1 pseudogene is annotated in these 433 nt (G+C 63.5%); it reads left to right on the top strand.

Going from position 1 to position 433, the window contains the following annotated elements:
• Positions 1 to 433 (top strand): annotated as a pseudogene (locus AB4Z32_RS27745) (hypothetical protein); the annotation flags it as partial.

The following is a 433-nucleotide window of genomic DNA, read 5'->3' as shown; positions in this document are numbered from 1 at the left end:
CCTGTTTATCGGTGCCGGTGGCGGCACCAGTTGGGAGCGGGCGGCCATGGGGCTGCCGACGATTTGCATTGCGGTCTCGAATAATCAGCAGGCCAACGGCGAGGTGATGGCGACCTCGGGCGCTCATGTGTTCCTGGGCAACCGCGAGCATGTCAGCGTCGAGCAGTTGCGCCAAGCCATCGGTTTTGTCGTAGGCAATCAAGGTTTTCGTCAAAGTATGGCCGAACGCTCACGGCAGTTGGTCGATGGCCGTGGCGCGCAGCGGGTGGCGGCAGCACTGGCGGGAGCGGTACTGCAGGTGCGTCGAGCCGATCCGGACGATGCGCAATTGTTGTTCGAGGGACGTAATGCCGAGGCAGTACGGCGCTGGTCGCTGGACACCCACGCCATCGATTGGCAGCGGCATCAGGTCTGGTTGGCCGCGAGCCTGAAC

It is taken from the genome of Massilia sp. 2TAF26 (assembly GCF_052115005.1).
Taxonomy (GTDB): domain Bacteria; phylum Pseudomonadota; class Gammaproteobacteria; order Burkholderiales; family Burkholderiaceae_D; genus Telluria.
This window is presented reverse-complemented; position numbering and strand designations above follow the sequence as displayed.